Origin of the sequence: Amycolatopsis coloradensis (assembly GCF_001953865.1) — a bacterium.
Classification (GTDB): domain Bacteria; phylum Actinomycetota; class Actinomycetes; order Mycobacteriales; family Pseudonocardiaceae; genus Amycolatopsis; species Amycolatopsis coloradensis.
Genome location: NZ_MQUQ01000005.1, coordinates 25389 through 51091 on the forward strand (window position 1 = coordinate 25389; position 25703 = coordinate 51091).

The window sequence follows — 25703 nt, forward strand, 5'->3', positions numbered from 1 at the left end:
CGACCTCACCGGCGCCCTGCTCATCGAATTCACCTTGACCCAAGCCCGGGTCGGAACCGGCACTTTCCGCCATGCCACCTTTACCGGTAACTCCTGGTTCTTTGGGACAACCTTCACCGGCGACGTCCGGTTCTCTGGGGCGACCTTCACCGGTGACGTCTGGTCCGACAAGACGACCTTCACCGGCAGCACCAGGTTCGACGAGGTGACCTTCACTGGCGGCGCCACGTTCCGCGGGGCGACCTTCACCGGCGACGCCTGGTTCAACAGGACGACCTTCACCGGCAAAGCCTGGTTCGACAAGACAGCATTCACCGGCGACGCCAGGTTCGACGAGGCGACCTTCACCGGCGACGCCAGGTTCCGTGGAGCAACGTTGGGCAGTGAGCCTTTCCAGCCCACATTTGCCTCCGACGACAAGCGCGATGACTCGGGCCAGTCTGGCTGACTTAGTGTGTTCGGAAAACGATCGGTTTCCGAACACATAACCACGTCGGGGAGCCGGATGTCGATGTCCGTACTAGCGTGCACGGACGAGCTGGGCTTTCGTCCCCGTGTGCAGAGGACTGCGGGCTGCACCGCTACCTGGAAACCGCCACATCGGGGCCGCGCGATGAGCCAGCGCGTGGCTGAGAGGAGCCCCATGTTCCGCCGCAAGCCACCCCTGCGCTACTACCTTTACGTCTCCGACGCCAAGCTGGAGATGCTCTTCGAACAGATCAATCCGGCGCTGCGCAGGCGTATCAGCGCCGAGGCCAAGGTGGACCTCAAACTCGCCAGCCTGACCCTGCGCCGCGCCGACCACCCGCACGCAGCGCGAATGGCGAAGCTGCAACTGGTCGAGCGGTACATCGACAAGCGCCATCACGTGGGCACCATCCAGGAGCCTGGCCGAGAGTACTTCCGCGGCTCGATGCCCATGCAGTGGCGCTGCGACTGGCATGACACGGCGCTCTTCCGTGGTCGTGACAGCTCGCACGTGGTCGTGCTCGCCGGTTCGAGTCGACATGTTCTCGGAGAACGACCCGCCGAAGAAGACAGGGAAGTGCGCAGGCGCTCAGTGACCCCCAACATTCTCCCGGTGATTGCAGAACATATCTTCGGCAGCCCGGGACACGGCCAACGATGGCGCTGGATACAGAGCCTCGCCCCCCGCGCAGCAGGAAGCAAGGACGTCGCCGCCGCGCACGACCCGCCCGAAGTAGGACTTCGCGAGGTGGCCAGAACCAGGCTCGGCGGACCGACGCAACATCTCGAATTTCTGGCCGTGCCCATCATCCACGGGCCCGCCACCGTCGAACGAGAAGGAGGCGATTGGTTCGGCGAAGAAGAAGACGTCCACGCAGTCCTCGCCACACCCCTCTATGTCGCGATGGCAAGAAACCACGCTGACGAAGGATGAGTTCGCCCCTCGACACTCCAGGTGTCGAGGGCGGCAATAGTCACAGGTCGGGCACGCCGAGTCACTCGGCGAGCACCATGTTCGGATCGATATCTACGCCGTCGGGATCATCGACGCAGATCTTGGGTAGAGCTTGATGATGCATCCGTTCCTCATCGACGGTGATCCCGCCGTCGACCACGTTCATCTCCTGTGGACACCGAAACTGGCGAACCGCCCGCGCCTGAGCGCAGAAACCTCCTGGCACCTCGCCGCCGCCGCAGCGCTCGCCCACACTTTGGGCACACTCGCGTCACCAACCTCATGAGACGCCCGTCAGCGGAGCGCAAGGCGCGTCAGATCTACGCAGCGCGGCTGGTGATTACGCGCTGCACGGCGCTTCTCGCTCGTCGCTGAACAGCGGACACCAGCGGTAGTAACTGGTGTCGAGGTTGGAGCTGGGAACAGCTCGTCCATGCTGCGGCTGCCATCCGCCCCAATGACGGGTGTTGCAGGTGTTGCACAGCGGCGCCCGCACGAATCCGTGCGTGTGGCAGTGGTCCCAGACGCGGGCCCGCACGCTCATGCAGGAGGCGCACATGAATCGCGAGGCCGCCGGCCAACCGCGGCGGCCTGCGGGGTCGGGCCGATAGTGCCGCCTGCTCAGCTCGCCACTGTAGATCACCGGTTCGGAGTCATCGGTCTTCGCGCTGTAGACGATGGTGGTGCGTTTGGCCTCGCCGAGATCGGCGACCATCGCGTCTCCGACGCGTTCGAACCAACTGCTGGAGTCAGCCCCGTGATGGGCACCCAGGCACGAGCAGTCGCAGTCGACCCCGGTCGCCTCCAAGCACGACCTGGTACACCGCGACAGCGTGGACATGTCCCGGCAGACCACGATGTAGCCGTACTGGTCGATCGCCGCTGTCACCAGCCTGACCAAGCAGCTACGGGGCAAGGTCCACCGATCCCCGTCAAGGCGAGGGGAACGGATACGAACGGTTTGGTGTAGCCACCGCCGGTTGCCCTTCCTGGCCGGGATCTTCGCGATGACCTGCCCATCCTGCGGAAGCCACACCATCGGCACGCCGGGCGGCGTGACCAGACGCCCATTGACGATGCGAACCTCAGGAACATCGCCCTGCATTCACTCACGATGGCACACAAGTCCGACAATTCTCGTGGAAAGAAAGCCGCCAGCGACTAGGCAGCCTCAACGCCACAGAGCGGTCAAGCCGTAGCGCGGGAGAGCCGCATCACCCAGGGCGTGCGCAGGACTTCAGGACATCCGTGCAGACGACTCCGGACATCGACAGCCCCGGCGTCGCGCCAAGTGACAGTGTTCGGAAACCCGTTCATCTACTGGTGGGCTCGGTACAGGTTCCGAACACGTTTTATGAACGAATTGGGGTGGAGATGAGCACCGAAGACCACATCCGCGACGTCGTGGCCGCCGACACGGCCCGGTTCGACGCCACGATGGCGGGCAAGGGCATGACGCCCGATCAGGTCGCGACGATCATGCGCGATCAGGTACGCCCGTCCTGGCCGAAGCCATGCGGCTGGCCGAGGACGGCGTGCCGCTCGACGAGATCGAGTTCGGCCTCCAGCAGCCCGGCCGGTCCTGATGGCGCTCGTCGGTCCTCGTGTGGGTCAGCACGAGCAAGCAGGAGACCCAGCAGCAGCACGACGCGCTCAGCCCGATCTGCGTGAAGGTGTTCGAGGAGAAGCTCTCCGGCAAGCTCGCCGTCGACGACCGGTCCGGCCTGCAGGTCGCGCTCGACTACTCCGCCCCGGCGACATGTTCACCGCCGCGGCCGAGTAGGCGGCCGAGGCCAGTCCCTCGGCCAGCACGATGGTGTCTCTATGCGTCTGTCCGGGATATCCGCCATGTAGTGCGTGGCGGTGTGCTGTCGGACAGGTAATGACTGAGGATTTCCGGTCCGGTGTCGGCCAGCACGACCGGTTTGATGTCGGTCTCGGCGTTGGCTTTCTTCTCTGTAGCTTCGGCTTCGTCGGGCGGCACGTGGTATCCGGTCCATTGGACCGTCACAGCCCAGCCGATCATGGGCAGCGTGTGGGTCTTCTCGTCGTCCGGCTCGGTGAATTGCACTTCCCAGCCCGGATCAGGGCTGAACTGCAGTACGGACCCCTGGCTCAGGCGCATCGGTTGGGTACGCATCTCGAATTCGGTCGCCATGACATCGCTTTCGTCGGTGTTGTCAGCGGGGACGCTGGGTCGGGCGGGTGTGGCTGGTGGCGTCGAGCAGGCGCGCGACCAGGGCTGGGGCTGGCGCGTACTGGCCGTAGCGCTCGAACAGCAGGGTGCGCAGGTAGTGGCGGCGCGCGGTCTTGTCGGAGATGAGCAGGTACTGGGAATCGGCGTTGAGCTCGTCGGTCAGGTCCTGCAGGTCGTCTTCGACGTTGGCGTAGGCGGCGCGGGCGCCTTGGTCGACGCGGCCGGCGGCGGCCTGCAGCGCCCGGTAGACGAACTTCGGCGGCAGCACCGGATGCTCACCGCGGGCGGCTTCGGCGAGCTCGCCGTTCTCGGTGCGGCCGTAGTTCTCCCGATCAGACTTGCGGGTCAAGGCCCGGTAGGCGGGGTCGGCGGCGAGCCGGTCGACGATGGTGTCGATGACCTCCTGCTGCTCCGCGTTCGGATACGAGGTTGTCGTTTCGGCGGTTTCCGGGTCGTCTAGCTGCGCTCCGGCCCAGATGTGCAGGATCCCGCCGTACACGAACTGGACGATCAACCCGTCCTGCAACGTGGCCGGTTCCCTGGCGGGCGGGCGCAGGTAACGGGCGTAGACGTTCGCGACGTCGAGTTCCTGCGCGGCGCGCAGGAAGTGACCCAGTGACATGTCGGTGTCACCGAACGGGCCCAGGACGACGCGGCTGACCGTTTTTGGCGTCACCAGCAGCGTCGGCCACAACTCGATCCGCGGCTTGCGCTCGCGGAGAAGCCCGTGCAGGAACGTCATCCGATCAGCGCTGCGAAAAGAGGGCTCCTCCAGTGGCATCTCGCCGCCGCCGGGCCTGGACAGCATCAGCGCGGTGGGAGTGATCGTGTTGCTGACGACAGGTTCTGGCCGCTCAATCACGTGCGCGAGTTCTTCGTCCACGATCCTGAGCATGGACTCGACCTCGTCGTAGACGAGGTAGACCATGCCGGACACCGAGCAGGTCCCACCGATCAGCGCAGCCCTTCCCTGCCACGGGTGCGTCCGGCGGCGCCCAAAGGACGACAGGTCAAGCGCTCCAGTTTCCATCCATGGTCACCCTGCGAACTCGGCCCGATACATGCCGTTTATCGAGCGGGAACTGACGGTACGTGTCCGCCGTTGTTGGATGCCGTGGCTGTTGCCCTACCGTGTCCGGATGCCATCTCAGCCTCAGGATCGGGCGCCCGTGTTCAAGCAGCCCCGGTTCGTCTGCCCGCACCCGGAGTGCGGCGCGTTCGCACAACAGACGTGGGTCACCCCTTTGCGCAGCCGTGAGCAACACGATGTTCTGCAGCTAGCTGACATACCTCATGCCGACTTCCAGGACAGAATTCGCTGGCACGCGGCCAAATGTGGCTCGTGTGACGAGATGTCCCTGTGGCTAGACGGGAACATGGTGTACCCGCATCGGAGTCGGCTCGGTGAGCCTCCGCATCCGGCCCTTCCCGCTGAGGTCCTGGAGCTGTACAACGAGGCAGCCGAGGTCGCGCCGCGATCGCGCCGGGCAGGGGCGGCCCTTGCGCGTGCGGCCCTGGACAAGCTGCTGCGTCACGTCGACCCCGGCGCGTCAGGGTCGATGAACTTGAAGGACCGGATCGACAGGCTTCATGGCAAGGTCAGCTCCGAGCTGGGGCGGCTGTTGCATGTCGTCCGGCTGACCGCCAACGGCGTCGTACATGTCGATGACCAGCCCCTTGAGCTGGTCGTGCTCTTCCTCGACGACGAGGAAGGACCCGCCCTCTTCGAGCTCATGCTCGACACGGTGAACCAGCTCGCCGACGAACGCATCGCTCGCCCCGAGATGCTTCGGGACGTCTTCGCGAAGCTTCCTGCGCCATTGCGCGAAAAGTACGCGCTGGAGCAATAGCAGAACGTGATCGTTTGCGACGTCGGAACGAACGACGACAGCGTCATCGCTTCCGTCATCGTGAATCAGCGCGCATCCGTATGCGTTTATATGCGTTCTTGCGTTACGCTCATCGTGCCGCTCCATCGGCATCGGATGTCCCTCGGATGTCCATTGGATGCCGATAGATGGAGCGGTACGCGCGGAGGAGAGGACGAATCCGCACGTTGAGAGCGTGACGCCGTGGGCGTCAGGCGAGTCGCAAGGCCAGGTGACCTGGGGCATGACCGGGAGCCTGGCCTTACGCATGTCCAGAGCCCGTTCAGGTCGTCGTGTCCACCTGAACCTCGTGCACGCAGCTGCTCAGCGGCTGGAAGAACGCGTCGTTGCCGTTGATCCGGGCCCGCACCGCCCCTGCCACGATGTCGGCGATCCACAGCAGTGGCTCGTCAACGCCGAACCGGTGCTCGATCTGGAACGAGGTTCCTTTCGGCAGTAGGTGCCGGGCGTGCCGGACGCTGGCGATGTCGCGCTTGTTCAGCTCGTCCTGCCGGGCCTCGGCGATCAGGGTGTCGACGCCGGCGCCGTGCAGCTCGGCGACCAGACGCTGTAGGCACAGCGCGCGGCCGCGCTCCTGCCGCCGCGGACGCACCGGCGAGCCGATCGTGACCAGCTGCAGCTCGTCGAAGTCGGCGACGCGTTTGGTGACGTCGAGCTTCTCCTGGTGGTCCATCGGGTACCAGTGCAGCTTGCTGCTGCGGCGGTTGCCGCGAACCTCCAGCATCACCTCGCGCAGCTCGTCGTGCCGGGCGACCGGCAGCACCGCGGCCGCGAGCACGTAGAAGCCCCCAGTCGTGTCCTCATGGAACGACTCGTCGACGAAGGCCTGCGGCGGGGACATCCGTTAAGCGTAAGGGGCGAAGCTGACATACATCGCCGTGTCCGCATCCACGCCGCGCTGTGTTCGGGCTGGTGTGCCGACTTCGATCATGACACCAGTAGCGAAGCGGACGTCATTGCGGAGCGTCTTCCGGTGACCCGTGACGCAAAATCCTTGGTCGTGCGGGACTTTCGCGGTTCCCAATCGCCGACAGCCATCGGTTCGTCCTGCGCAGCCGCGCTTCGTTACCAGCATTACGTACATGTCCGACACGGCGGACCGCCGGGTAAAACATCGCGCCGCGCGAGACGAACTTCGGCGACGATATCGAGTTCCTCAGTGACAGAGGTGCGTGAACGAGAGCCGCGCAGCGGAGCAAGCCTTAAGCCTCGTCGCCAACGGGGCGGGGGCCTTTGTGGCTGCGGCCGGGCCCGGCGCGGCGTCCGGGACGCTGGATGCCGAGCGCGACGTCGCGCGGGTAGCCGCGGACGACGGGGATCTTGGCGTCGGACATGAGGCGGCGGGCGGCGGCCTCGGTGATGCCGTAGTGCGTGGCGGGCTGACAGCCGATGCCCGCTCCCTATTGGGTGGGGACACGGCGGGCTCAGGCGGCTGGGCTGCTCCAGCGCCAGGCGGTGCGCAGCGCGGTGATCAGGGCCTCGTCGTCGGCGACAAGTGGTCGTCTTCGACGTTTGGCGTAGGCGGGCGGTCGGCGATCGAGCTGAGCACCTTCCTCGAGGCCGACGGCCCCCGAGCACGGCCACGACGCCCGCCTGCTGCGCAAGGAGCACGCTCAGCGGTTCGTCGCCGACCAACTGCACCGCGAACGGCACGGTCTGCCGTCGTTGGGCCTGTCGCGTAACGACGGCAAACCATCGCTGGTCAGCCCGCAAGCCCGGCGAGCGGTGTTCCACCACTCCCGCCAGGTCCTCTACAGCGCACTCGAATCCGGCCAGGCTGCAGCCATCGGCTTGGACCGCGGCTTCATCACCGCGATCCCGCACGCGGGAGACAACCACAGGCGCTCACGCAACCCGTTCACCGACGAGGTCGCCCGCGCCCTCGGTGACGAGGGCAACCTTCAGAAATTCGACGACGAGTTCGACGAATCCGATCGAGGACTCCGCGACATCTGGGAAGCCATCGTCTACACAGGACGGCGATGCCGCGAGGTGGTTCAGCTCAGGCTCGACTGCATCGGCCGCTACCGGGGCCTGCCGATGCTCTGGCACGACCAGACCAAAGTCGGCAACTTCAACGAGGGCATCCGGATACCCGAAGTGCTCTATGAACGGCTGGATCGTCGTCGCGACAAGACCTTGCAGCGGTTCGAACGACGGCACGGCCGCCGACCCACCGGGCAGGAGCGGGCGGTCATCGCCTTGTTTCCCACCGACGTGCGCAACCCCCGCGAGGATCACTCGATCTCCTACGCCCACTTCAACCGCAGCTTCCGGGCCTGGGTGGACACTCTGGAACTCGACGGCACCGTCGCGCACCAGGCCCGGCACACTCTCGCGACGAATCTGCTCCGGGCAGGCGCGACGCTCGCACACATCCGCCGTTACCTCGGGCAGGTCAGCGACCGGATGGCGGAGCACTACACCAAGATCTCGAACTCGGACCTCGAGGACGTCTTGCACGCGGTCTGGGTGGCAGGTCCCGGCGCACCCAATCCCGGTGAACTGATCTCCGGGGACTCCACACCCCTGACTCGCGAACAGGCGATGGCCCTGGCACTGGACCTCTCGCGCCGCAGCACCCCGGCCGACGGCGGGTTCTGCACCTTCCAGCCCGTGGTCCAGGGCGAGGCCTGCCCCTGGAAGCTGGACTGCGAGAACTGCGACAAGTTCGTGCTCTCCGGCGCCGACCTGCTCTACTGGCGCCGCAAGCAAGAGCAATGGCGCTCGATCGCCGAACGCGCACCCGACGACGCCACCGCCGACTACCTGCACCAGGTCTTCGAACCCACCGCCCGCGCCATCGCCGGACTGGAGAAAGCCCTGGCCGGGCTCGGCCTGCTCGATGAAGCCCTGGCGATGGCCCTGCGCCGCCCGCAGGACTACTTCCACCGCATCTGGAGCACCAACTTCCGTGCCATCGACCTGGCCGACGTCGCCGACAACAGCGGGGACCACAACGTCACCGAGGAGCAACCCGCGTGACGACCACGCCCACCGCCACTCGCACCGCAGCCGCGCTCAACGCCCGCCGCAGCGGCATCGAGAAGATGCTCGACCGCATCCGCGAGGCACTACGCCAGATGCGCCGCGAACGCGCGAAGATCACCGTCGCCGCCGTCGCCCGACGCGCCGACGTCTCCCGCACCTTCCTCTATCAGAACCCGACAGCTCGCCAGCTCGTCGAGGACGCCGCCACCGCGACCAGCGGCCAGCGCGTCCGGGACCAAGCCGAATAAGCCACGAAGATCGAGGCGACCTGGCGCGAGCGAGCACTCAACGCCGAGGACGCCCTCAGCCGCACAAACGAGAAAATTTCCTTGCAGCGCAACGGCATCGGGCAACTGTTGGGCAAGATCCGCGACCTGGAACAGGACCTGCCCGAGGACGGCATACAGCGGATCGTCACCGAAAACACCACCCTCAAACAGACAGCCCGCCAGCTGACTCAGGAGAACCGGCGCCTGCACGAACGCCTGCAAGGCGCCCGAGACAACACCCGATTCCTCGACAAACGCGTCGCCGACCTTGAAGCGCAGCTCCTCGCCGGACCCGATCTACCCTGCAGCCCGCCGCCCGCCGATTAACTCTTTCCGGTCAACCATCGAGTCATCGAGGCAACTGTGACGCCAACCGATGCATAGTTGGAGTGTTGACAGTGGAGCACTGTCCCAGTTATCAACTGATCGGTCGCGGTGGCGTTGCCGCGATCGGCGAGGCGCCGGAGTTCGTCCATGTCGCCGCGCTCGGTCGCGAGCTCGATGAGTTGGTCGGCTGCGCCGGAGTTGCCGCCGTCGGCAAGGCGTCGGAGTTCGTTCATGTCTCCCTGCTCGGTCGCGAGCTCGATCAGCTCGTCGAGGGCCTCGTCGTCTCCGTTTTCGGCCCGTGCCCGCAGGGCGGGCAAGTCAGATTCCGTCATGATGCTCACCCTTCCGGTGATGTCGGGTCTGCCCGGTCAGATCTTCGTTACGCGGACGCGGCTGAGCAGGTCGCGTGCGGCATCGGCCACGGCGTCTGGTCTCACCATCGGGATGGTGATGTGTGAGGCGTCGCTGAGGACGCGGTGTTCGCCGTGAGGAGTTGCGGAGGTGATCGCCTCGAACAAGCGTTGGCTGCCGGCGATCTGTTCGCGAAGGTTGTCCTCGGATTGGAACATGGTCTGTTCGGCGCCGATAGCGGTGCCGGACAGGACGATCAAGGGCACATCGGGCAACGGGCTGCCGGCCCGGAGCTCGTCGAACAGGGCCTGGACGTTCGCGCCTTCGCGTACCCCGGTGAGCAGCCTCTCGGGGCTGGCATGCTTGTCGATCAGTTGCCCGCGGATGCCGTCGGGGAACGCGTCGAGCATGCCGCTCTCGAACTGGACGCGGGCCAGGGCGACGAGGTCGTCGGTCAGCTCCGGCAGCGCCATGTCCGCGGTGTTGTTGGCGGACAGCTTCAGGTGTTCGGGCATGTAGTCGTCGTAGTCGGGGTGCAGCGGTTCGAGTTGGAGCAACGCGGCAACCTCGTCCGGGAACCGCTGGGTGTAGCGCTGGGCGTAGGCGCCGCCCAGTGAATGGCCCACGAGCACGTAGGGCGGCGGCACGTCCACGGCGCGCAACAGGGCGCGCAACTCGTCGTTGACCTCATCGAGTGAGCGCGGCAGGACAGCGTCCTCGCTCCAGCCGGTCCCGGCGCGGTCGTAGATGATCGACGTGGTGAACTCGGCGATCCGGTCGTGCGCAAGCAGGTAATCCAACCCGATCGCGCCCGCGCCGGCCAGGAATACGACGGCGGGGCTACCGGTGCCGGAGCGATGGAACCACAGCTGGTGTCCGTCGACATCGACGTGCTGCCCCAGGGACGGGAGTCCATCTCCAGCTAGTCTCATGTTTGGGAACGGTATCAATCATGGGACTATGTGGCAATGGAGATCACTCAGCTGATGCTGCACCCCATCCGGTTGCGGATCGTGAACGCCGTGTTCGACGGCCGGCCGTTCACGACCTCGCAGTTGCGTGAGCGACTGCCGGACGTGCCGAAGGCGACGATGTATCGGCACGTCGGGCTGCTGGTCGAGGGTGGGCTGATCGAGGTCGAGAGCGAGGAGCGCAAGGCTGGCGCGGTCGAGCGCACCTACCGGCTGCAGCGGTCGCGAACGGTGATCGACGGCGCCGCGGCGGCGGCGATGAGCAACGAGGACCATCGCCGTGGCTTCGCAGCAGGGATCGCGTCGCTCCTGGGCGAGTTTGAGGTGTATCTGAGCGGAAAGGGTGCCGACCCGACGGCGGACATGGTGACCTACCGGCAGGTCTCGCTCTGGCTGGACGATGCCGAGAAGGAGGCCCTCTATGACGACTTCATAGTGGCAGTTCGGAAGCGCCTCGACCACAACCCGTCCCGTGACCGCAGGCGGCACCTTTTGGCCACGATTATGTTTCCAACCGAAGTCGAGCCATGACCCGTCAGGGTGGGACCCCGCGTGCGTCGACGCATCGTTGCAGCCCATCTCGGCTGCGCCGGTGGCCTCGACGGTGGGAAACACCGGATCGGCGGGCAGGCCGGCGCGTTCGGCCAGCCAGCCGCGCAGCAGAGTCACGGTACTGCCGGTCAGCGGGGTGATGCGCTGTTTGCCGCCCTTGCCGTGGCAGCTGATGTGCTCACCCGAACAGGTGGTTTCCCGCAGGCGAGCCAACGTCACGTCACACACATGCTGGTCACGTGAAGCCCCAGGTCACGAACCGAATATCAGTCGCCATGGTCGGTTAAGTCGATTTCGAGAACCTGGTGCTCGGGGCGATCGCCAGCCTGCCCGGCCGGGTGGACCCGGTCCCGCCGAAAGCGCTGACCTGGCTGTGCCGGGCCTACGGGGCAACCACGATCCGCCGCGCCTACGGCGATTGGGCCGACCCGCGCTTCGGCCGCTACCAGCCCGCCCTGGAACGCAACGGGATCGACCTCGTGCAACTCGCGCACGAACCCGACCGCAAGAACGGCGCCGACATCCGCATGGCCGTCGACGCGATGGAAACCCTGCTCATCCATCCCGGCGTCGACGCGTTCGTTCTCGTCTCCGGCGACAGCGACTTCTCTCCGCTGGTGGCGAAGCTGCGCGAGCACGGCAAGCACGTCATCGGTGTCGGCGCCGAAAGCGCAGCCAGCGCCCGGCTGGTATCGGTGTGCTCGGAATACAAGCTGTTCGGCTCCATCGTCGCCCGCGTCGACCCGCAACCCGACACCGCCGACGCAAACGACGTCACCGGGGCGCCGGCGGCCGCACCCGGGCACAAGCTCGCCGACGCCGAGGCGCTGCTGGTCACGGCGATGGAGCAGATCACCACCGCAACCCCGACCGCGGCGCAGGTCAAAGCGAAGATGGTCGCCCTCGACCCCGCCTTCGACACCATCCACTACGGCTGCCGCAGCTTCCGCGACTTCCTTGCCCGCCTCAAGCACCGCGTCCGCACCGCTGGTACCTCCGGACATGACATCACTCTCGCGCTCATCACCTCAGCCGATGAAAGGTGATGCGGCGCCGCCGGCTTCGGAAGGAAGGGGCTGCGCGGCGAACATCCGCCCGTGCAGCCCCTTTTCCGTGTACTGGCTTGTCAGCCTTCGCGGTTCGCCATCCGGATCAACCTCCCTCGAATGCTGCTGGACCTCCAGTGTTGGTCACGACGTCGACGGTGGCACAGGCCCCGAACGAGGGAAGACCTGCCGCAGCGCCGAATCAGACAGCGATGAACAACTGCGGCAGTTGAGCCAGTTCGTCCCGAACAGCAACGTGCCGAAGCCGACGTCGATGCTCGTGCTCAACCGTGGCGCGGTAGCGCGTGTACAGCTCGTCGGTGGTCGCGCGCAGTTCCGTGATCTCGTCGGCGAGGATGGACATGGCCGCTTCGTGTCTCGCTTTCGCCTCGCTCACCTGGTTGGCGGCAAAATCCGAGGTCGAGCCGCTGTACAGGCTTTCGGCGTGCGCGAGCTTCTCGCCGGCGCGAACGACAGCGCGGGCCTGGTCCGGCAAGGCCATGTAGACAGAGAAGTCATGACCTGTCGTTACCGGGATCCCGTCCCAAGCGGCCGTCATCAGCTTCTGCACGGGCGGCTTGCCCTCGAAATACGGCGTGGTCCCGGTGGACAACAGGTCGTAGACACAGGACGCGATGAAGTCGTCCGCCTCGTCGGGCCGGAAGAGATCGAAGGAAGGCTTGATCTGCACCCGGCTGCGGCGCAAGTCGCTGCCGTCCTGCCAGACGATGTGCCAGTGTTCAGCGGCATTCCCGCACTTGTCGGGGTGGTAGTTGACGACACCCCAGGGCTGGCCAGCCAGCGTGCCGTCGTCCAGGACGAGAGGCTGCTCGAGCAGTTGCCGGAACACCGCGAGCGTAACCTGCTTTCCAGACACCGTCAGAGTCTTGATCTCCACACTTGCCGTGGCGATCGCGGCGTTCTGCACCGTCAACGTCGGCTTCGGCATCGCTCCCCCTTCAGATCATCAAGTCGAGATCGAATGATCTCGCCCGGCTGAATACCCTGAGGGGAGCGCCAACGCGTGCCTTCGCCACGCCACCCGAACGCCGTAACGGCATTGTCCCGAGATATTCGGAAAACGATCGATGGCCGAACACCACCGCCTCCCGACTTCGCCATGGTGATTTCCCAGGCGACGGTGTTCGGCAACGCGTTCGGCTACGCGCCGTTCGCCCCCTGTCGTGCCAGCCTCCACGCTGGCGGCGGGCAGAGGTGCAGGGTTGATCGCGGAGAACCCGGACGGAACATGCCACCAACCGGCATTCCAACCTGCCTCGGTGACGCGGGCGAACGCCGGTGGCTGCGCCCGGAACACCCGCCGGTTCACAGCAGTCCAGCCTGCTGGAGCTTGATGACCGCGGTGGCCAGGCCGCCGAGCAGGTTGACGCCCCAGATGAGCCGGAACATCTTGTAGGCCATGTCCCGCCGGGGTTTGGTCGAGTGCTTGCTCAGTGCGACGCGAAGGCAGCAGGCGGCCAGTGCGGCGACGAAGACGGCGTAGCCGCCGACGAAGACCCAGAGCCACATCGCACAGTCCTCTCCTTAAAGATCAGGAGAGAACCTTCGGGGCCCGCTTCGCTTTATATTCACGCGCACGTCTCCGGTCAAGCTGGCCTTTGTGGATTGTCAACGGCTGTCAACAGTCGTCAGCCGAGTTTTCCCAGGTCAACGGCTCTTGTCTGGCGTTCCCCCGGTGGGGCCTAATCCACCTCCCGCAGCCTCGTCGGAGCCGATGCTTGGGGCCTCGAGCAGGTTCGGACGGATGATCTCCGCAGGTACCCGCCGCGCGGGGCCACGCGGCGTAGGGGTTCTAGTCAGGTAGCCGCTGACCGGCTGGTCGGTGTCGTCGGCGACGTCGCTGGGTTCGAGATGCCGGAGGTACCAGGCGTCGAGGTCCTCCGCCAGCTTCCGGCTCGTGGCGGCTTTCCGGCTGCGCAGGGCGTCGGCGCCGATCCCGTCGGCCAGCGCGTCGACGGTCGCGGCCGCGTCGGCCCACCGGCGCTGGGCCGACTGCTTGGTGATGCCGCCGGCGGCCGCGCCGATCTCGGGCCAAGTGGCGCCGCGGGTTCGTTCGACGACGACGGCGAGCTCCGCCAGTCGCTCGGCCTGCTTCAGCAGAAGAAGCGCCTCGTGGACGTAGTCGCCGGGGGCGTGGTCTCGCTCGGTCGCGACGAGCCTGCGCGCGAAGTCGGACAGCCGACGCGCGTCGTCGGCGTAGAGCAGCCGCGCCGCGTCCGCGCCGACCGGTTCCTCGTCCATCGTCTGCTCGACCACGTTCTCGTCCATCGTCACCATGTCAGCATAAGGCTGACAGTGCGTCAGCATAAAGCTGACAACACTCGTTCGGCGGCAGCCTGACCGGGCCACTACCGATATCTTGGGTTATCGGTAGTGATCTCGAGGCTCTCGGGAGGGGCGTCATGTGGATCTTGAATCCGAGCCCGGTCGCGATCGGCGACTGGCTGCGCACCCATGCCGGAATCCCGGCAGGCCGGGCGCACGACGCCTGGCGAGGACCTCGCCATTATGCAGGCCTGAGCTGACATTTCCTCGCGCAGACAGTAACGTCTTTATGCGCATGTTTTACAAGGCGAACCTGGCGGCTTTATTGGCATTTCCCGGCCGTCGACCATTCGTGCAACAAGGGTCGTCTATGCTATCCTGAAGTCATCAGGAATGACGAGTTGAGCCCCGAATTCCACTCGTGAAATTCGGGGATTTCGCCGCTGCTTTCAGGGTAGTTGCACGACATGTAGAATCTCTATAGCGGACTTCTTCTGCCACGTGGAGCACGGGAGTAGGGGGCGTCTGTCAGGCGTTTAACGCCTTGCGCGCCAGCGCATCTGGCTTCAGATAAGCCACTAGCAAGTATATAGATCGCCCGATATCGGGCACGTACGGTAAGGAATCAATTTATGGATATCTCTATGCGCTCAACTGGGCGCCACGTTAGGAAAAATTGTAACACATCGCTTGGCTGGAATGTGCTGGCGCTGGTGGCGACACTGTTTTTCGTTGCCGTTTTGACCACCTCCGGATTTCCGATTGCCGCAGTGGCAATAACCGGCGGAGCGCTGTTATCGATCAGTCTGGGCCAACCTCTTACACGACTAGTCGGCCTCGGAGCTGGATTGGGGGTGGTATGACCTCGACAACCTGCTCTTGAACTTCCCGGCGCCGCCATCCAGTGCGTCGGGGAGTTCCCCGTTCCAGCTGATCCTGCGCGCCGAAGGGCGGTGGCAGGGTCCGCCAGTACAGTCCGTGCCCATGGGCCATCACCGCGATCTCCGCTAAGGAGCCGCCCGGCCCTGACGGCATCGTCGAGGTCGTCTCGCCGCACGTGAAGCTCGGTCCGTTCGGGGACACAGAGCTGCAGGGTGGCTGCCCGGTTTGCGGCTCCCGTGCGTTCAGAGTGTGTCGACCCGCGCTGGCCGGGGGCGGCGACCGGAGCTGACTGACAGTGCTTAAGCATGAAGACCGCGAGGCAAGAAGAACCTGGCGAGCATCTGTCGCTCAACTGGTGCGCGGCATCGCGAGCGGGCTGGTCGCGGAGTCGAGGTCGAGAGGCATTTCCAACACCTCAGAGCGCCGCTTGCCGGGAGCCCCGGCAAGCGTGTCGCGGTCCACCTGCGCGCTTAGCTGACCGCGACGTCGGAACGAATGAAAAGTCCTGCGAGAGGGCGTGCTGCGGTGATCCAGGCGCATTAGCACCGTCGCTGGAATCCGCGACTGCGAGCCCAGGTTTCCGGTGCTCGAGCTGCGCGCCGTCGCTAGACGCCTATCCCCGGTGGATTCAGTGGAATATCTCCACGAGGAACTCGCTCGTCGCGGGCGGGTAGGTGACGAGTTGATCGGTGTCGGCCACGCCGGGCCGGCTGGTGTGCGCGCGTTTGCTGATCTCGGTTTCCGGAGACACGTGGATTGCATGGTTTCCGCCGATGAGCGCATCGGGGTAGTCCATCGGGACCGCAGCACTGGTCCTGGGCGTGGTGATGTTGTCATCGTCGGCGATGTCGGGGTTGCCGAGCATGGTCTCGACGACGTCTTCGTGGTAGTAGGCCGCCTGCAGCCAACGGTGCTGCTGGGCGGCGTCGAATTGGCGGCTGGTGATGTTCACAGGCAGTTCCAGACGAACAGCAGGTTTCCTGCGGGCACGGTGTCGCGGCACAGCTTGCGGACCTGCTGGAGCCAGGTATGCAGGGCGGTCGGGTCGCGGTTGATCAGTTCCGGGTTCTGGCGCCAGTCCGTCGCCAACCGGCCGAGCGAATCGTCTCCGACCGCAGGCAGCATGCTGACGACCCGTTCGCTGAGGGTGGTGATGACTGGCGCTGCATACAGGTCAGGGTTGTCCACAGGAGTCGCGTTGGCGGTTTCCAGGGCGGTCTTGAAGGGGACGTCGGACAGCAGCACGTCCAGTGCCGCAAGGCTCACCGGGTCCAAGCCCTTGGCGCGCACGGTGGCGTAGCCGAACGTCGTCGGGTCGGGGAAGCCGGCGGCGCGGTAGCCGGGCAGCGAGCCGGGTCCGGCGCTGAACACGTCTGTGAACATCACGTTCCTGCCTGGTACGTCGCGGACATGGCCCAATCCTACGGGAGGGCTGGCTCGCGGGTCATTCGGCGATCCCCAGGTCTCGCAGCGTCCGCAACGCGTCGAGTGCCTCTTCGAAACTCTTGGAGCGGATCGGCGCGGCGAGGACGCTGGTGTCGTACGGGGCCTCGGCGGCACGTTCGACCAACACGCGTGCGTAAGGGGGCAGTGCGTCAATGTCCGCCGCGGCTGCCGTGGCCCGGCGCACGAGGAACTGGGTTTCCGGGTCACGCTTCACGAGATGCCCAGGGACGTCCCAGATCTCGATGTCGCTGAACTCGGCTTCCGTGATGTCCAAGGCCCAGTCGATTTCTTCGTAGAGTTTCGCCGCCCCGGGCGCAAAAGATTTCCGTGGTTCCTCGTCGATGGCGGGAGAAAAACGGACGGCACCAAGACTTCCGCGAAAGGTGACGCGATCGAAGACGCATGCTTCGAACTCGATGGGCTTGCCGTGGCTGAGGGTGTCGACGACGACGTTGTCGCATCGGAGACCGTAGAGCACGACGTTGCCCACCTTGCACTTGTGCAGCGATATGTTGCTGAGGGCAAGCGGGTAGGTGGGGTCGTCGTGTTCCTGCATGATGACCCCGCCGACGAAGGCGCACTGCTCGAAGGCGAGATCCGTGAAAGTCGCCGCCGACTCGATGATCTTGCGGTACTCGAATTTCTCTTTGACGTAGGTCTGGGTCATCCGTGCTTCCTACCGGAAAATGTCTTCGAGCTTGGTTTTAGGGATGGTGGGATAGGACAGTATCTGATCAGGGTGATGATAGTAGGGCCTGTTCATGTGCGTTCTCGTCGAGGACGCACTGCCGCCGGTGATGTCGACGTTGTGCTTGCCACCGATCTGGAAGTCGGGGACCGCCTTGCCGGGGTTGCTCGCTCCCAGATGCGAGATATTCGTGTCCCGGGCCACGCGGCGCGCCGTGTCTTTCTCGATCTCCGTGCCCACGTACATGCTCCGCAGCCAGGGGTGCTTCTGGCCGTTTTGTATCTGAGTGTTGGACAAGCCGCTGCGAATTTGGCTGGCCGACCGGCCAGCCGAAGCGTTCATGGCGTTCTGGAGCTTGTCGTAGCTGGCACGGTCCTTCGCGTTGAGCTTGTTGCGCCATGCCCCTGGCGTCTTACCGACACCACCCGGCTTCCCGCGGGCACCGGCTGGACGCTGGCCCTTGCGGAGTTTCGACAAGGCGGGCTTGAGCACTCCGGCGCCGGCCGCCGCTGCCTTAGCCGCTCCTTTGCCCTTAGCCATTGAGCACCGAGGAGATCGCGAGGTTGAGAGCTTGATCCAGCAGCAGCTTGGTGATCTCCCGGAAAACCGGGATCTCCAGCAGCGAAGCGCCCAAGGTCGGCACCGCAGTGGCGATGGCCTGGGCGATCTCGACCGCGAGCATCGCCAGCTGCACCACGACGGCGGTCTTGAGCGCCACCACTACGCCAGCGCACACGTAAAGGCCGGTGCCGATCAGCGCGGCCCCGGTGGCTCCGTCGTCGAGATTCTGCTTCGGCGCCTCGCCGCCAGACCAGAAGCTCCCGAACCGGTCCACACCCTCGCCGGAGTTGTTGCCCAGCACCTGCTGCGCATGCCCGTCGGCCTCGGCTGCGGCAGGCCCCAGACGGTCGCCGAACGACGACCACTGACCAGCGAGGTCGAACAGCTTCCCTTCGTTGCTCAGCGGCCAGTTGAAGCCCAGGGTGTTGAGCAACCCGGACAGCTCAGCGGGCAGTATGACCCCGTTCGTCATACCAGGCCCCCCAGCTGATGCAGCGAATCCCTCGCCGTCGACTCGTAGTCCGCGTAGCTGCCGGCCATGATCTGCAGCGTCTGGCCGACGTCGCCGATGCCCTCGGCGTTGTCGTGGAAGGACTCGAAAGCGGCTTCGGACGCGATCTGGTAGATCGTCCCGAGCGCTGAACCCAGATCGTCGTCGCCGAAGGCGTCGCCAAGCGCGGCGGTCTGCGACTGAAACGCCGCGACCTCGCCGGCCAACGACTTCCCGGTGCCCGCCAGCGCGCTGCCCGCCCCGCGTATCTGCTCCGGGAATACCTGAAATCCCCCGCTCACCGTAGCCTCCCCTGTTACTCGGCGTTGCGCATGATCGCCGTCATCTCGTCGGTGTAGGCGCGCATGTGTTCGATGCTCTGCCGACGCACCGCGCCGGCTCGCTCGGCCAGCCGCCGCAGTGCTTCCGGATCCGATGCCTGCCGTGCCGCCGTCGCGTTCCGGTTCTCCCAGTCCGCCAGTGCGGCGTTCACCGCCTCCTGCACTGCCTGCCCGAGGACCTTCGGCGGCATCTGCGGCGAGAAACCTGGCAGGATCAGCTGGCTCACGCTGCCGTCGGACACCGTGGCCGCCGCCGTGTTCGACTCGTCCCGGCCCTCACCGGTGACCGGAGCCGATGCGTCTTTGCCGAGCGCGTCCTGCACGGACCGCACGACCTCCACCGCGTCTTCGAACAGGAAGTCAACGTGCTGCGGCGACGCGTCGCCCTGGAGCCGGACTTTCCCCGCCAGCTTGCCCATCATCTGCTCCGCCGCTTCCTGAATCCGGCGCAGCGACTGAGCACTGTCGTGCGCGAACCCCGTGAGCTGTTCGCCTAGCGCCACGAGGTCCGGCCCCGGATCGCCCGCCCGAGGGTCCTGAGACAAGGACTGGGGCACGGCGTTGTTGACCGCTTCCCGCAACAACTGCGCCACCTCACGACGAGGCCGCCCCGTGACGCCTGCGCCAACAGCGACGAGCGCGACCCGGCGTTCGCGCATCGTCACCCGCACGGCAGCGTCAGCGGAAGATCCCACTGCCTCGCGGTCGCCGGTGTCCTGAATTGAGTCCGGCGTGGCGCCTGTCCGGATCCGGCTCAGCCTGTCCATTTGTTCGGCAAGAAGCGTGTCATAGTCCTCGCCGTTATCCACGCGCCCCCCAGTCCGGCTCGGCCAGCACCAACTCATCACTCGCAGGTAAAGAGTAGTCGCCAAAGAGACAAGCTCCAACCCTTGATGGCGTTGCGGCGAGTCGCGGTACACGACAAACGGTCTTTCCTGAATTTCCAACGACTGGCGCCTGTGGGTCCAGCGCGTGTACTGCGGCCCTGCCATGGCAACGATTGCGCTCGCACGTTCGCGTGCAGGTGCCCTGGTTCGGTACGAATCGCTTCCCCGCAGGAAAGGGGCAATGGGGATCGGGTACGCGAGGTCCCGCCAGAGAGCCCGCCGCAACAAGCGCGATAAGCAAAGATGGGTTTATCTAAGAAATTCCTTTCCTGGATACGATTCGAATAGTGAAACCGTCGTACCGTTGTCTTTTTGATGCGCATTTCGCAGTGGCCTCCCGGACCCGGCGACCGGAATCCAGAGAGACAGGCTGGAGCACCGCTCAGGTGCCGAGTCCTTTCGTCGTCCATGACACGTCGCCCGCGGAAACCCTGGCCACTACGGTGAAGGCTTCTTCTCCGCTGTCGGCGGCCCGTCTCTGCGAGGAACGGGCCGGCCCGGGGTCCAGTAGGAGCCCGTGCGGCTGCTGGGCGAGGACTGAGTGTTCGATTCCCGTGCCGTGCTGGTCGGCACCTGCACCTGCATCCAGGGCCTGCCCCAGCTGGACCAGGCCGCCGCCAACCTCACCGACCTGTCCGACGCCCTCACCGAGATCGTCGACCCCAGCGGCATGCACACGGTCACCTACCCGACCGCCGCCCACCTCGCGCTCGACCCGCTCGACCGGTGCGCGTCGTCCCGGCGGACCTGCTGCTGTTCTACTACGCCCGACACGGCCTGCGCGACCAGGATGACCGCCTGCGCCTGGCCCTGCCCGGTTCGATGGACACCCCACGGGACGCCCGCCGCAGCTCCCTGCCCGTGGACTTTGTACTGGAGATCATGAAGCGCGCAGCTGCCCAGCACCGGATCGTCATCCTGGACTGCTGCTACTCCGGTCTTGCCATGGCCTCCCCCGCCGCAGCCGACCTGCACCTGGTGACCGCCACCAACCGCACGGCCAAAGCCGCCTACCGCGTGGACGCCCGCAACACCGAGTTCACCGGCGAACTCGTGCGGGTCCTCGTCGACGGCCCAGGCCCGGTCGACCTCGGGGGCCTACACCGCCACCTCGACCGAGCGCTACTCGCCCGCGGTCTGCCCCGTCCCCTGCAGCGCTGCGTGGACCACAGCTCCGACCTGGTGCTTCGACCGTAGGCCGGTCGCTAACGCCATCCGAACTCGACGCGATCAACCGCTCCCGAGACGACCCGGTCGAGGAGAGCGGTCAGCTAAGAGGGGCCCCAAGGGAATGTGGATTTCTGGGTCAGGGGTCGGTCACGCTGCGGATGCCCCCGCGCTCCCGTTGGCTCTGCTCACTTCGAAACGCGCGAGAGCAGGAGGCGAACCGGCCAGCAGTCGCGACACAGAGTGGCCAGGAAGCGTGTTGCTGCGCAGACACACGCTCGATCGCAAGCCGTCGAGGACATAGCGAACCCGACTTTCGAGGCGGTTGTGGCCGCGCTCGACGCAACGACCTGAAAGCGCTCCATGCAAGCGCCCGTCGTGCCGGTGTGATTGTGTGACAGTCAACGGTTCCGGGAAGGGAACTTTATGTCGTCACGCCGTCCGACGCCTGAGCAGGAAGCCGCCGTGGACGCGTTTCGTCGCGGTGAGGGTCTCGTGCTGCAGGCCGGCGCAGGAAGTGGCAAGACCACGCCGCCGACCATTACCCAAGGATCGCGAAGGAGCGGAAGTCCGGAGGGCTGACCGGCGTGTGGCGGCACACCACTTCGTTGCAGACCACTCGCCGAGCGTCACGATTGAGCGACCTTCTGCGGTGGACTCGCGCGGATGACCGAGTCCGGGTCGAGCTCGAATGAGGCGGTAGAGTTTCTGTCCGAGAAAGCGGGTGTAGCAAAGTCTTCCCGAAGCCCGATGAGGTTACGCGACGTGCGCCAGGGCCGTGGTTTGTGGTCCGGACATGATGGGGGACTCGTGGGCATCTTGCGGAGGCGATTGCGCCGGTCGTGGCCCCCGGCACTCTTGTTCATCGTGGTTATCGCTGCGGCGGCCGCGACCACCGTGGTGGCGATCGCGGTGAATCTGGCCACCTCCGCCGATCTCCCTTGGTTGGCCGTTTTCAAGAAGAACCTGTTGTGGTGGGTGGTCGGGTCGACAGCGGCGGTCGCCGTCACTGCGTTCGTGGTGGTGCAGGTGCAACGGTTCGCGGACAGACGGATCGACGAGCTGCTACCTGCCGAACAGCGGCTGGAACCATGGATCGTCGACCGGCCCGATGAAGTCCGGCAGGTGGTGAACGCCCTGCTGAGACGACCTCGAGCCACCGTTGGCATCACGACAGCCGTCCACGGTGCCGGCGGGTTCGGCAAGACGACCGTGGCGAAACTGGTCCGCGCCGACCGACGGGTCCTGCGCCAGTTCGGCGGGAGGGTGTACTGGGTGACACTGGGCCGCGATGTGCGCGCCCGGTCGGCTATTGCGGACAAGGTCAATGACCTCATCGCTCGTCTGGATCCGCAGAGCCCGATGTCGTTCACCGATCCGCAGCAAGCGGGCCAGTACCTTGCCTCACTGCTGTCTACCGGACCGCCACGCCTGATCATTCTCGATGACGTATGGCACGTTGAACAAGAGTTGGCGTTCCCGGTCGGCGGGCGGTGCGTCCGGTTGATAACCACCAGGATCCCCTCACTGGTCGGCGGTGAGTCGATCCCGGTCCCGGTCGACCAGGTCACACAGGACCAGGCCCGACTGCTGCTGACCGCAGGGATGCCGGCTCTGCCCTCGGCGGTTGTCCGGGACCTCGTTGCCGAGACAGGCCGGTGGCCGCTGTTGTTGCGTCTGGTGAATAAGGTTCTGTCAGACCAGGTGACCATGCATGCCGACGCCGCCGCGGCGGCGCGGAGCTTGGTCGACCGCCTTCGCCGCTCTGGCGCCCTGCAGGTCGATGGCTTGTCCGGCGCGTCGGTGCAGCGGTTGGACGTCAACGATCCAGACCAGCGCCGGCATGCGATCGCGGCGACGATCGAGGCCAGCGCCGGGTTACTGGCGCCAGTCGAGCGCGCGCGGTTCGCCGAACTCGCCGTGTTCGCTGAGGATGAGACGGTGCCGGTAGCGCTGGTGCAGAAGCTGTGGCAAGAGACCGGAGGGCTCGACATCGTGCGCACCAGGGCGTTGTGCGCACGCCTCGCCCAACTGGCCTTACTGACGGTCACGGGCGTCGATGACGACGGCGCTGTGAGTCTGCACGACGTGGTTCGCGACTATCTGCAGGAAGAACTCGGCAGCGAGCGACTCGTCGAACTCCATCGCAGTCTGCTGCGAGCAGTCGCCGACGGGATCCCGGTCGCCATACCCTTCGCCCATCGAGCCTCTGACAGCTCGTGTGGTGGACGGATCGCGTGGTGGCAGATGGCCGAGTCGGCCCGGTACCTGTGGGACCACCTGGTCGAACATCTCGTCGCCGGGCAGTACCCCACCAGCGCTGAGGCCCTGGTAGTCGACCTGCGCTGGGTACTCGCCCGGGTAGAGCAGTCAGGCCCCATCGCGCCCTATATAGACCTCTCCCTGGTCGACACCCGGCGATGCGCTCGACTGCATCGGTTGCTGGGACAGACGGCCCACCTCCTGGCTCCGACGAGCCCCGCCCGGTTCCGGGCGGACATCCTCTTCAGCCGCGTCGCACATGATCCCGAGTGGGGCCCGCAGGCGTCCGAACTCGCTCAGGGCCGGACCGCTCCGGCTCTGGTCAACCGATGGCCACTGCCTGACCTGCCGGACCCGGCTCTACTCAGAACACTGACCGCCCATACCAAGATGGTGCGCGCGCTGGCGGTCTCACCAGACGGATCTCGCATCGCGTCAGCCAGCGACGACAACACCATGCGCATTTGGGATACCGCCAGCGAGAAGGAACTCGCGGCGGCACACCACCAGAGCTCATCGATCTCGATCCTCGTCGCAGGGCCCGACGGCTCCTGGTTCGCGTCCGCCAACGATGCGCACGTCGTGCAGATCTGGGACGCGATCACCGCAGAAGAACGCAGCTCCTTCACCGGCCACGAGCTGCCGGTACGCGCACTCGTGGCCGCTCCGGATGGCTCATGGCTCGCCTCAGCTGGAGATGATCGTCAGATCCGGATTTGGGACACGATCACGACAACCGCGCGGTGTGTGCTTGACGGACATCGAGATGCCATCCAGTGCCTCGCCGTGGCGCCCGATGGGTCTTGGCTGGCCTCTGCTAGCGCAGATCAAACTGTACGTGTTTGGGATACCTCCACCGGCAGAGACCGCTTCACCCTCGCAGAGCACACGGGCACCGTACACGCGCTCGCCGTGGCACCTGATGGGTCTTGGCTGGCCTCTGCGAGCGCAGATCACACCGTACGTGTTTGGGACACTTCCACTGGCAGAAACCGTCGCATCCTCGCCGGGCACACACGCGCGGTGCGCCTGCTCATGGCAGCACCGGACGGCAGTTGGCTCGCATCCGCGGCGGACGATCACAGTGTCCGGGTTTGGACCATGGAAACCGGGGAGGAACGAGCCACCCATACCCCGAGAGGCCCTCTCGCCGCCGGTTTCGCGGTCTCCCCCGACGGACGATGGCTTGCCTCAAGCAGTTATAGCGGCACCATCGTTGTCTGGGACACAGCCAGTGGGAAGCCTTTGGCGACGCTGACTGCGCACACGGATGTGGTGCGGGCACTCGTCGCGCCGAGCAGGACGGGACTGGTGTCGGCCGGTGACGACAACACCGTGCGGACGTGGGACCTGTCCAGTCTCGAACGGCGATCCAGGAATAACGCTAGAACGAGGTCCGTCAACCTCTTGGCGGTCTCACCAGACGGTAAATGGCTTGCCTCCGCTGGTGACGACAACATGATCCGAACGTGGGACACCGCCACCAGCGAACGGCGGTTCACATACACCGACTCCGTGTACTCGTTGATGAACGAGGAGACGTACTCTTTGATGCGCGAGGAGGCGTACCCCTGGATGCGAGAGGAGGAGTACCCCTGGATGAGAGAGGGGGAGTACCCGTGGATGTACGAGGAAGCAAAGGCGCTGACCATCGCACCGAACGGCAGATGGCTCGCACTCGCGTTGGACGACCGAAACATCCGGTTGTGGCGAACGCTCGCCGATAACGTGCCCGCGAGGTGGTTTACGGGTCCGTCCACGATGGACACTGGCTTCACTACGTTCCTTTCCAACGCCGAAGCACTCGCAGTTACCCCTGACGGCCGAACTCTGGTGTGCGCAGGGGATGGCGACTACAAGATTCGCCTTTGGAACGTCAACGTCAAGCGAGGTCCATACAACCCCCTCGATGACGATGGACCGCCGCCTGAGATTGCCAGGAGGGAGTTCGGGCCATACAGATTCATGGGGCATACCGACACGGTGCGGGCTCTGGCTATCGCACCGGACGGCACATGGATCGCATCGGCTGGCGACGATATGACTATCCTGTTCTGGGACATGCAAGACGGGCGCAATCTAGCTGCTGTAAAGGGACACGCGCGGCCGGTCCGAACATTGGCGGTCGCGCCTGACGGGACCTGGCTGGTGTCGGCGGGCGATGATCAGGACATTCGGTTGTGGGATGTGGGTACCCGGCGTCAAATCAGCACACTCGTGGGGCATACGCAGCCCGTACGGGCGCTGGCTGTAGCACCTGACGGGCATTGGCTGGCATCAGTAAGCGACGACCAGACAGTTCGAATCTGGGACATAGCCAACCGGGAGGTGGCGGCTCTACTCCGAATCGAGGAGCCGGCGAGCGCGTGTGCGTGGACACCAGACGGACAGTCGATCGCAGTTGCTGGGCGAGCAGGCCTGTATTTGTTTGACTTCGTAACAGGTACAACGTTCTGAACTACGCCCCTTCGGATAGGCGGCTATCACCGCAGTAACGCCGCTCGAAGACATGATCAAAGACAGCAACCATCAGCGCCGTAACGTTCCAGTGCTCGACTTCGCCCGCCACTTACGCAAGGGACTGCCCAGGGGGCCGGTGGCACTTCATCAACGGCAGCCCAAAGAGCCGATTGTCTGTCGTGAGCTAAGTCTCACTGCAGACCTCCAAGACGAGAAG

The 25703-nt window shown here is 65.4% G+C and carries 30 protein-coding genes; 12 read left to right on the forward strand and 18 right to left on the reverse strand.

All coding sequences use genetic code 11. The annotated features are described in order from the left end of the window. Window positions 1–34 precede the first annotated feature (34 nt). Together BS329_RS42430 and BS329_RS09655 are read left to right on the forward strand one after the other, a co-directional pair. Complete coding sequence (locus BS329_RS42430; RefSeq protein ID WP_076158313.1) at window positions 35–448, forward strand: pentapeptide repeat-containing protein; 414 nt, start codon at window positions 35–37, stop codon at window positions 446–448. A 195-nt stretch (window positions 449–643) separates the two neighbouring features. Next, window positions 644–1402 (forward strand): DUF7019 family protein, encoded by a 759-nt coding sequence (locus tag BS329_RS09655; RefSeq protein WP_076158316.1) that lies wholly within the window; start codon window positions 644–646, stop codon window positions 1400–1402. Between the two features lie 61 nt (window positions 1403–1463). Here BS329_RS09655 and BS329_RS45125 read toward each other — a convergent pair whose 3' ends face one another. The 5 genes from BS329_RS45125 to BS329_RS09670 form a co-directional block, all read right to left on the reverse strand. Next, window positions 1464–1589 (reverse strand): hypothetical protein, encoded by a 126-nt coding sequence (locus BS329_RS45125; RefSeq protein ID WP_279628138.1) that lies wholly within the window; start codon window positions 1587–1589, stop codon window positions 1464–1466. 174 nt (window positions 1590–1763) lie between these two features. Continuing rightward, entirely contained in the window at window positions 1764–2528 is a 765-nt protein-coding gene (locus BS329_RS09660; protein WP_076158319.1) for an endonuclease domain-containing protein, read from the reverse strand. 382 nt (window positions 2529–2910) lie between these two features. Beyond that, window positions 2911–3069, reverse strand: a complete 159-nt coding sequence (locus BS329_RS43300; RefSeq protein WP_158075765.1) for a hypothetical protein — start codon at window positions 3067–3069, stop codon at window positions 2911–2913. A 176-nt stretch (window positions 3070–3245) separates the two neighbouring features. Continuing rightward, window positions 3246–3581, reverse strand: a complete 336-nt coding sequence (locus BS329_RS42435) for a hypothetical protein (protein ID WP_143252951.1) — start codon at window positions 3579–3581, stop codon at window positions 3246–3248. A 22-nt stretch (window positions 3582–3603) separates the two neighbouring features. Then, complete coding sequence (locus BS329_RS09670; RefSeq protein WP_158075766.1) at window positions 3604–4650, reverse strand: hypothetical protein; 1047 nt, start codon at window positions 4648–4650, stop codon at window positions 3604–3606. 139 nt (window positions 4651–4789) lie between these two features. Here BS329_RS09670 and BS329_RS09675 point away from each other — a divergent pair, with 139 nt between their 5' ends. Continuing rightward, complete coding sequence (locus BS329_RS09675; RefSeq protein WP_076158324.1) at window positions 4790–5470, forward strand: DUF4145 domain-containing protein; 681 nt, start codon at window positions 4790–4792, stop codon at window positions 5468–5470. Window positions 5471–5771: 301 nt separating this feature from the next. Here the strand turns inward: BS329_RS09675 and BS329_RS09680 are convergent, their stop codons facing one another. After that, on the reverse strand, window positions 5772–6350 hold the full coding sequence (locus tag BS329_RS09680; protein ID WP_076158326.1) for a DUF3800 domain-containing protein: 579 nt from the start codon (window positions 6348–6350) through the stop codon (window positions 5772–5774). 824 nt (window positions 6351–7174) lie between these two features. Between BS329_RS09680 and BS329_RS09685 the strand changes: the two genes are divergently transcribed. From BS329_RS09685 to BS329_RS44120, 3 genes are all read left to right on the forward strand, one after another. Next, on the forward strand, window positions 7175–8494 hold the full coding sequence (locus BS329_RS09685) for a tyrosine-type recombinase/integrase (protein WP_244197093.1): 1320 nt from the start codon (window positions 7175–7177) through the stop codon (window positions 8492–8494). After that, window positions 8491–8748: a DUF6262 family protein gene (locus BS329_RS44115; RefSeq protein WP_208619192.1), complete on the forward strand. Its 258-nt coding sequence runs from the start codon at window positions 8491–8493 to the stop codon at window positions 8746–8748. Before BS329_RS09685 ends, BS329_RS44115 begins: the two co-directional genes overlap by 4 nt. 81 nt (window positions 8749–8829) lie before the next feature. Beyond that, window positions 8830–9096, forward strand: a complete 267-nt coding sequence (locus BS329_RS44120; protein WP_208619193.1) for a hypothetical protein — start codon at window positions 8830–8832, stop codon at window positions 9094–9096. Here the strand turns inward: BS329_RS44120 and BS329_RS09695 are convergent. Continuing rightward, window positions 9093–9428: an alpha-amylase family protein gene (locus BS329_RS09695; protein WP_244197094.1), complete on the reverse strand. Its 336-nt coding sequence runs from the start codon at window positions 9426–9428 to the stop codon at window positions 9093–9095. The genes BS329_RS44120 and BS329_RS09695 overlap by 4 nt on opposite strands. A 36-nt stretch (window positions 9429–9464) precedes the next feature. Then, on the reverse strand, window positions 9465–10379 hold the full coding sequence (locus BS329_RS09700) for an alpha/beta fold hydrolase (RefSeq protein ID WP_076158329.1): 915 nt from the start codon (window positions 10377–10379) through the stop codon (window positions 9465–9467). A gap of 36 nt (window positions 10380–10415) precedes the next feature. Here BS329_RS09700 and BS329_RS09705 point away from each other — a divergent pair, with 36 nt between their 5' ends. The 3 genes from BS329_RS09705 to BS329_RS09710 all read left to right on the forward strand — a co-directional run bounded on the left by BS329_RS09705 (window position 10416) and on the right by BS329_RS09710 (window position 12016). Continuing rightward, window positions 10416–10949: a helix-turn-helix domain-containing protein gene (locus BS329_RS09705; protein ID WP_076158332.1), complete on the forward strand. Its 534-nt coding sequence runs from the start codon at window positions 10416–10418 to the stop codon at window positions 10947–10949. 21 nt (window positions 10950–10970) lie between these two features. Continuing rightward, window positions 10971–11213: a hypothetical protein gene (locus tag BS329_RS42440; protein ID WP_143252954.1), complete on the forward strand. Its 243-nt coding sequence runs from the start codon at window positions 10971–10973 to the stop codon at window positions 11211–11213. Window positions 11214–11275: 62 nt separating this feature from the next. After that, window positions 11276–12016: an NYN domain-containing protein gene (locus BS329_RS09710; RefSeq protein WP_076158334.1), complete on the forward strand. Its 741-nt coding sequence runs from the start codon at window positions 11276–11278 to the stop codon at window positions 12014–12016. Window positions 12017–12218: 202 nt separating this feature from the next. Here the strand turns inward: BS329_RS09710 and BS329_RS09715 are convergent, their stop codons facing one another. The 10 genes from BS329_RS09715 to BS329_RS09760 all read right to left on the reverse strand — a co-directional run bounded on the left by BS329_RS09715 (window position 12219) and on the right by BS329_RS09760 (window position 19702). Then, window positions 12219–12965 (reverse strand): hypothetical protein, encoded by a 747-nt coding sequence (locus BS329_RS09715; RefSeq protein ID WP_076158337.1) that lies wholly within the window; start codon window positions 12963–12965, stop codon window positions 12219–12221. 377 nt (window positions 12966–13342) lie between these two features. After that, window positions 13343–13546, reverse strand: a complete 204-nt coding sequence (locus BS329_RS09720; protein ID WP_076158340.1) for a hypothetical protein — start codon at window positions 13544–13546, stop codon at window positions 13343–13345. A 138-nt stretch (window positions 13547–13684) separates the two neighbouring features. Then, the gene (locus BS329_RS09725) at window positions 13685–14311 is read right to left on the reverse strand and encodes a hypothetical protein (protein ID WP_143252955.1); all 627 of its coding nucleotides are present in this window, start codon (window positions 14309–14311) and stop codon (window positions 13685–13687) included. 1501 nt (window positions 14312–15812) lie between these two features. Then, the gene (locus BS329_RS09730) at window positions 15813–16136 is read right to left on the reverse strand and encodes a hypothetical protein (RefSeq protein ID WP_076158346.1); all 324 of its coding nucleotides are present in this window, start codon (window positions 16134–16136) and stop codon (window positions 15813–15815) included. After that, complete coding sequence (locus BS329_RS09735; protein WP_076158349.1) at window positions 16133–16567, reverse strand: hypothetical protein; 435 nt, start codon at window positions 16565–16567, stop codon at window positions 16133–16135. Before BS329_RS09735 ends, BS329_RS09730 begins: the two co-directional genes overlap by 4 nt. Window positions 16568–16628: 61 nt before the next feature. Then, window positions 16629–17297 (reverse strand): hypothetical protein, encoded by a 669-nt coding sequence (locus tag BS329_RS09740; RefSeq protein ID WP_076158352.1) that lies wholly within the window; start codon window positions 17295–17297, stop codon window positions 16629–16631. Between the two features lie 9 nt (window positions 17298–17306). After that, entirely contained in the window at window positions 17307–17858 is a 552-nt protein-coding gene (locus BS329_RS09745) for a hypothetical protein (protein ID WP_143252956.1), read from the reverse strand. Beyond that, window positions 17851–18351 carry a WXG100-like domain-containing protein gene (locus BS329_RS09750; RefSeq protein ID WP_076158358.1) on the reverse strand — a complete coding sequence of 167 codons (501 nt, stop codon included), beginning with the start codon at window positions 18349–18351 and terminating at the stop codon, window positions 17851–17853. The genes BS329_RS09745 and BS329_RS09750 overlap by 8 nt, the downstream gene beginning before the upstream one ends. Next, window positions 18348–18671: a hypothetical protein gene (locus BS329_RS09755; RefSeq protein WP_076158360.1), complete on the reverse strand. Its 324-nt coding sequence runs from the start codon at window positions 18669–18671 to the stop codon at window positions 18348–18350. Before BS329_RS09755 ends, BS329_RS09750 begins: the two co-directional genes overlap by 4 nt. Window positions 18672–18685: 14 nt before the next feature. Further along, entirely contained in the window at window positions 18686–19702 is a 1017-nt protein-coding gene (locus tag BS329_RS09760; protein WP_143252957.1) for a hypothetical protein, read from the reverse strand. 436 nt (window positions 19703–20138) lie between these two features. Here BS329_RS09760 and BS329_RS42445 point away from each other — a divergent pair, with 436 nt between their 5' ends. The 3 genes from BS329_RS42445 (at window position 20139) to BS329_RS09775 (ending at window position 25483) form a co-directional block, all read left to right on the forward strand. Continuing rightward, complete coding sequence (locus tag BS329_RS42445) at window positions 20139–20483, forward strand: hypothetical protein (protein WP_143252958.1); 345 nt, start codon at window positions 20139–20141, stop codon at window positions 20481–20483. Next, window positions 20480–20794: a hypothetical protein gene (locus BS329_RS09770; protein ID WP_143252959.1), complete on the forward strand. Its 315-nt coding sequence runs from the start codon at window positions 20480–20482 to the stop codon at window positions 20792–20794. Before BS329_RS42445 ends, BS329_RS09770 begins: the two co-directional genes overlap by 4 nt. Before the next feature lie 837 nt (window positions 20795–21631). Then, window positions 21632–25483: an NB-ARC domain-containing protein gene (locus tag BS329_RS09775; protein ID WP_158075767.1), complete on the forward strand. Its 3852-nt coding sequence runs from the start codon at window positions 21632–21634 to the stop codon at window positions 25481–25483. The last annotated feature ends 220 nt before the right edge of the window (window positions 25484–25703 follow it).